The 5452-nt window shown below is 73.1% G+C and carries 5 protein-coding genes; 4 read left to right on the forward strand and 1 reads right to left on the reverse strand.

What is annotated here, in order from left to right:
• Positions 1-146 precede the first annotated feature (146 nt).
• The gene (locus ACFQ8C_RS36355; protein WP_383466151.1) at positions 147-1646 is read right to left on the reverse strand and encodes a PLP-dependent aminotransferase family protein; all 1500 of its coding nucleotides are present in this window, start codon (positions 1644-1646) and stop codon (positions 147-149) included.
• 133 nt (positions 1647-1779) lie between these two features.
• On the opposite strand from ACFQ8C_RS36355, the gene ACFQ8C_RS36360 reads away from it, so the two are divergent.
• The 4 genes from ACFQ8C_RS36360 (at position 1780) to ACFQ8C_RS36375 (ending at position 5400) form a co-directional block, all read left to right on the forward strand.
• A complete protein-coding gene (locus tag ACFQ8C_RS36360) occupies positions 1780-2574 on the forward strand; it encodes a hypothetical protein (protein ID WP_383466153.1) in 795 nt (264 codons plus the stop codon).
• Positions 2571-3335, forward strand: a complete 765-nt coding sequence (locus ACFQ8C_RS36365) for a glycerophosphodiester phosphodiesterase (protein WP_383466155.1) — start codon at positions 2571-2573, stop codon at positions 3333-3335. Before ACFQ8C_RS36360 ends, ACFQ8C_RS36365 begins: the two co-directional genes overlap by 4 nt.
• Before the next feature lie 52 nt (positions 3336-3387).
• Positions 3388-4770 carry an MFS transporter gene (locus tag ACFQ8C_RS36370; protein WP_383466156.1) on the forward strand — a complete coding sequence of 461 codons (1383 nt, stop codon included), beginning with the start codon at positions 3388-3390 and terminating at the stop codon, positions 4768-4770.
• 255 nt (positions 4771-5025) lie between these two features.
• Entirely contained in the window at positions 5026-5400 is a 375-nt protein-coding gene (locus ACFQ8C_RS36375; protein WP_015032218.1) for an RNA polymerase-binding protein RbpA, read from the forward strand.
• Positions 5401-5452 lie beyond the last annotated feature (52 nt).

Genomic DNA, 5452 nt, shown 5'->3' on the forward strand with positions numbered 1-5452 from the left:
GATCTCCGGATCCGCACCGGCCTTCGCCGTCTCCCCGCGCGCGTCACCCGCTCCCCGTCCCACGCGCGCGGGGACACCGGACCAGGCGACCCGACGAGGCGAGCGGGTCAAGCGGCCGGTGCGGACGAGCGGAGCAGGCGACCGGGTCAGGCGACGAACGTCCGCGGCGGCTCCACTCCCCCGCCGAGGCCCGACTCGACCAGCCGGGCCGCCGCGGCGAGCCGGACCGCGGCCTCCTCGGCGACCGGGCCGCCGACGGTGAACGGGAGCCGGATGTACCCCTCGAAGGCGCCGTCGACGCCGAAGCGGGGGCCGGAGGGGACGCGGACGCCGACCCGCTCGCCCGCCTCGGCCAGCCGGGAGCCGGAGAGCCCGCCGGTGCGCACCCAGAGCGTCAGCCCGCCCTTCGGCACCTCGAACTCCCACTCCGGCAGCTCCCTGCGGACCGCGGCGACGAGCGCGTCGCGGTTCTCCCTGGCCTGCGCCCTGCGCAGCTCGACGGCCTCCTCCCAGCCGCCGGTGCGCATCAGCCAGTTGACGCCGAGCTGTTCCAGGACCGGGGTGCCCAGGTCCGCGTAGGCGCGGGCGGCCACCAGGGAGCGGATCACGTCGGGCGCGGCCCGGACCCAGCCGATCCGCATCCCGGCCCAGAACGCCTTGCTGGCCGAGCCGACGGTGAGGACCGTGGAGCCGGCCGGGTCGAAGGCGCAGACCGGCCGGGGCATCTCCACGTCCCCGTCGAGGTGCAGCTCGGCCATGGTCTCGTCGACGACCAGGACGGTCCCGGCCGCCCGGGCGGCCTCCACGAGCCCCCGCCGCTGCTCCTCGCCGGCGAGGGCGCCGGTCGGGTTGTGGAAGTCGGCGACGACGTACGCGAGGCGGGGCGCGGCGTCGCGCAGCACCTGGCGCCAGCGGCCGAGGTCCCAGCTGCCGAGCCCCTCGGACATGGCGACGGGGACCAGCCGGGCGCCAGCCTCCCGCATGAGCTGGAGGATGTTGGCGTACGAGGGGGACTCGACGGCGATCCGCTCGCCGCGCCCGGCGAAGAGGTGGCAGATGGCGTCGATGGCGCCCATGGCACCGGTGGTGACCATGATCTGCTCGGGCATGGTCGGGATGCCGCGGGCGGTGTAGCGCTCGGCGAGCGTGGCGCGCAGCGCGGGCAGCCCGGCCGGGTAGTCGCCGTGGGTGTGCGCGTACGGCGGCAGCTCCTCCAGGGCGCCCTGGACGCTGCGGGTCAGCCAGGGCTCGGGGGCGGGCAGCGCGGCGCAGCCGAGGTCGATGAGGGAGCCGAGGGTCTCCGGCGGCAGCGGTTCGAGGCCGCGCGCGGGCAGCGGGTTGCCGGCCGGGACGGCGGTCCAGCTGCCGGCGCCGCGCCGGGACTCCAGGAAGCCCTCGGTGCGCAGCGCCTCGTAGGCGGCGGCGACGGTGGTGCGGCTGACGGTGAGGGCGAGCGCGAGTTCGCGCTCGGCGGGCAGCCGGGCGGCGACCGGCACCCGGCCCTCCAGGACGAGCAGGCGGATGCCGTCGGCGAGGGCGCGGTAGGCGGGCGGCTTCCGGGTGCCGGGGCCCGCGGGGCGCGGCTGCTGCGCCTGGAGCTGCCGCGCGAGTTGGGCGGCCCCGACCGCCGAGGTCCACTGAGCCATGGAAATCAGTCCACCTTCCTCGAATTGGCCATGGTTGGCATCGGTTCTCCCGCCACAGAGTGTCATGGGTCGGTCCACTGTCACCACACCGGGCCGCGATCCACACCCGTCACCACCCCAGGGGGGCACGTCCATGTCCATCGCCTCCGGCTCCCGCGGCCGGCACCTGACCCGTCGGCTGGTCCAGCTGTACGCCGGCCTCACGCTGTACGGGGTCAGCTCGGCCCTGCTGGTCAGGGCGGGGCTCGGCATGGAGCCGTGGAACGTGCTCCACCAGGGCCTGGCCGAGCTGACCGGGCTGACGATCGGGGTGGTGTCGATCATCGTGGGCGCGGTCGTGCTGCTGCTGTGGATCCCGATCCGGCAGCGGCCGGGCCTCGGCACGGTGTCGAACGTCTTCGTGATCGGCCTGGCGATGGACGGCACCCTGGCGCTGCTCCCGGACGGCCACGGCCTCGTGGTCCGGAGCGCCCTCATGGTCCTGGGCATCGTGCTGAACGGCCTGGCGACCGGTCTGTACATCGCGGCCCGCTTCGGCCCCGGCCCGCGCGACGGCCTGATGACCGGGCTGCACCGGGTGACCGGCTGGTCGATCCGGCTGACCAGGACCCTGATCGAGATCGCCGTCGTCACCACCGGCTTCCTGCTCGGCGGCTCCGTCGGCGTCGGCACGCTCCTCTACGCGCTGTCGATCGGCCCGCTCGCCCAGTTCTTCCTCCGCTTCTTCGCGGTCCCCGGGCCGGAGGCCGCCCCGGAGTCCGAGGCCACCCCGGATCCGGAAGCGGCCCCGGAGTCCGAGGCCTCACCGGCGCCCCAGGCCTCCCCGGCGCCGGCGGCCACCACCCGCCCCGAGGCCACCCCCGAGCCGGGCGCCGTCGACGCCGCCGTCTCCGGCGAGTCACCGGAAGGCGCCATACTGCGGCGGTGACTCGCGTACCCCATCCCTACCTCGACCACCCGCGCCCGCTGCCCATCGCCCACCGGGGCGGTACGGCGGACGGCCTGGAGAACACGGCGGCCGCCTTCCGCCGGGCCGCCGCGGCGGGCTACCGCTACTTCGAGACCGATGTGCACACCACCGCCGACGGGGTGCTGGTCGCCTTCCACGACGCGACCCTGGACCGGGTGACGGACACCGCGGGCCGGATCCGCGACCTTCCGTGGGCGGCGGTGCGGGAGGCCCGGGTGGCCGGCAAGGAGCCGCTGCCGCTCTTCGAGGACCTGCTCCACGAGTTCCCCGAGGCCCGCTGGAACGTGGACCTCAAGACGGAGTCGGCGCTCGCCCCGCTGGTGGACCTGATCTCCCGCGCCGACGCCTGGGACCGGGTCCTGGTCAGCTCCTTCACCGAGGCCCGGGTGGCCCGCGCCCAGCGCCTCGCGGGCCCGCGCCTGGCCACCTCGTACGGCGTGACCGGGGTCGCGGCCCTGCGGCTCCGCTCGCTCGGGCTCCCGGCCCCGCTGCGGGCCGGCGCGGTGGCGGCGCAGGTCCCGGAGACGCAGGGCGGCATCCGCGTGGTGGACCGCCGGTTCGTCCGGGCGGCGCACGCGCGCGGGCTCCAGGTGCACGTGTGGACCGTGAACGATCCGGAGCGCATGGAGTCTCTCCTCGACCTGGGGGTCGATGGCATCATGACCGATCATCTGGAGACGCTGCGCGAGGTCCTCACCGCCCGCGGGGCATGGACCTGAGGCCGAGGCGGGGCGTCCCGGCAACGGGGACGAACGAGGGGGGCGTGCGGCCGTGACCGCCGAGACGACCGGTACCGAGGGGCCCATCACCGATCCGGCCGAGCGCCGACGGGAACAGCGGGGCTGGTACTTCTACGACTTCGCCTGCTCCGTCTACTCGACGAGCGTCGTGACCGTGTTCCTGGGGCCCTACCTCAAGTCGGTGGCCGAGAACGCGGCCGGCGGCGAGGACCGGCTGGTGTACCCGCTCGGCATACCGGTGGCGCCGGGTTCGCTCTTCCCGTACGCCGTCTCCCTCTCGCTGGTGGTGGCCATCGTGGCGATGCCGCTGGTGAGCGCGGCGGCGGACCGCTGGGGCCGGAAGAAGCCGCTGCTCGCGGCGGCCGCGTACCTCGGGGCGGGCGCGACCACCGGGATGTTCTTCCTGGAGGGCACCCGGTACCTGCTCGGCACCTTCCTGCTGATCGTGGCGAACGCCTCCTTCGCCGTGGCGATGATGCTCTACAACGCCTATCTGCCGCAGATCGCGGGACCGGACGAGCGGGACCGGGTCTCCTCACGCGGCTGGGCCTTCGGCTACACCTCCGGCGCGCTCGTCCTCGTGCTCAACCTCGTCCTGTACTCGGCCCACGACTCCTTCGGCCTGGAGGAGGGCGAGGCGGTCCGGATCTGTCTGGCCTCGGCGGGGCTCTGGTGGGGCGCCTTCGCGCTGATCCCGCTGCGGCGGCTGCGCGACCGCCGGCTGCCGCCCGCCCCCGAGGGCGCGGGCCGTCCGGCGGGCGGAGGGGCGGTCGGCGCGGGCTGGCGGCAGCTGCGGTCGACCATCAAGGACATGCGCCGGCACCCGCTGACGCTGGCCTTCCTGCTCGCCTACCTCGTCTACAACGACGGGGTGCAGACGGTGATCTCGCAGGCGGCGATCTTCGGCGAGGAGGAGCTGGGCCTGGAGAAGACGACGCTGATCACGGCGGTGCTGCTGGTGCAGATCCTGGCCGTGGCGGGTGCCCTCCTGATGGCCCGCTTCGCCCGGACGCACGGCGCCAAGCGGACGATCCTGGGCGCGCTCGTCGTGTGGACGGTGATCCTCATGGCCGGATATCTGCTGCCGGCCGGGGCCCCGGTCTTCTTCTACTGCCTGGCGGCGGCGATCGGGCTGGTGATGGGCGGCACCCAGGCGCTGTCCCGTTCGCTCTTCTCGCACCTGGTGCCGGAGGGCAAGGAGGCGGAGTACTTCTCGGCGTACGAGCTGAGCGACCGGGGGCTGAGCTGGCTGGGGCCGCTGATGTTCGGTCTCGTGTACCAGCTGACGGACAGCTATCGAGCTGCCATCATCTCCCTCGTGATCTTCTTCGTGGCCGGTTTCGCGCTGCTCGCACGGGTGCCCGTCCGGGACGCGGCACAGGAGGCGGGGAATGTCGTACCCGAACGAATTTAGACGCGGAAGTGAAAGGCCGGTAGTGTACGCGTTTGGCCTGCCAGGCGGACCGTTACTGCGTGCTGCTTTCGTGAAGACGATGAGTTACATCTGCCGCCAGATGTGACAAAACGGGCAGTGATGGGTACAACAAGGGGCGGCACGACGGGCGACGCATTACCCGGAACGGGAATCTTTCTCGCCGACCGGACGTTGACCGGATGACGACGACAGCGACACCTGTCCTGTGGGCGACAAGCCCGGGAGGCACGATTCATGAGTGAGCGAGCTCTTCGCGGCACGCGCCTCGTGGTGACCAGCTACGAGACCGACCGCGGCATCGATCTGGCACCTCGCCAGGCCGTGGAGTACGCATGCGAGAAGGGCCATCGTTTTGAGATGCCCTTCTCGGTGGAGGCGGAAATTCCGCCGGAGTGGGAATGCAAGGTCTGCGGAATCCAGGCACTCCTGGTGGACGGCGACGGACCCGAGGAGAAGAAGGGCAAGCCGGCGCGTACGCACTGGGACATGCTCATGGAGCGGCGTACCCGTGAGGAGCTGGAGGAGGTCCTGGCCGAAAGGCTGGCCGTCCTGCGCTCCGGCGCCATGAACATCGCGGTGCATCCGCGCGACAGCCGCAAGTCCGCCTGACGGACGGCCCGGCAGAGCAACGCCGAGGGGCCCGGTACACGATTCCGTGTAC

It is taken from the genome of Streptomyces sp. NPDC056503 (genome assembly GCF_042794995.1).
Classification (GTDB): domain Bacteria; phylum Actinomycetota; class Actinomycetes; order Streptomycetales; family Streptomycetaceae; genus Streptomyces.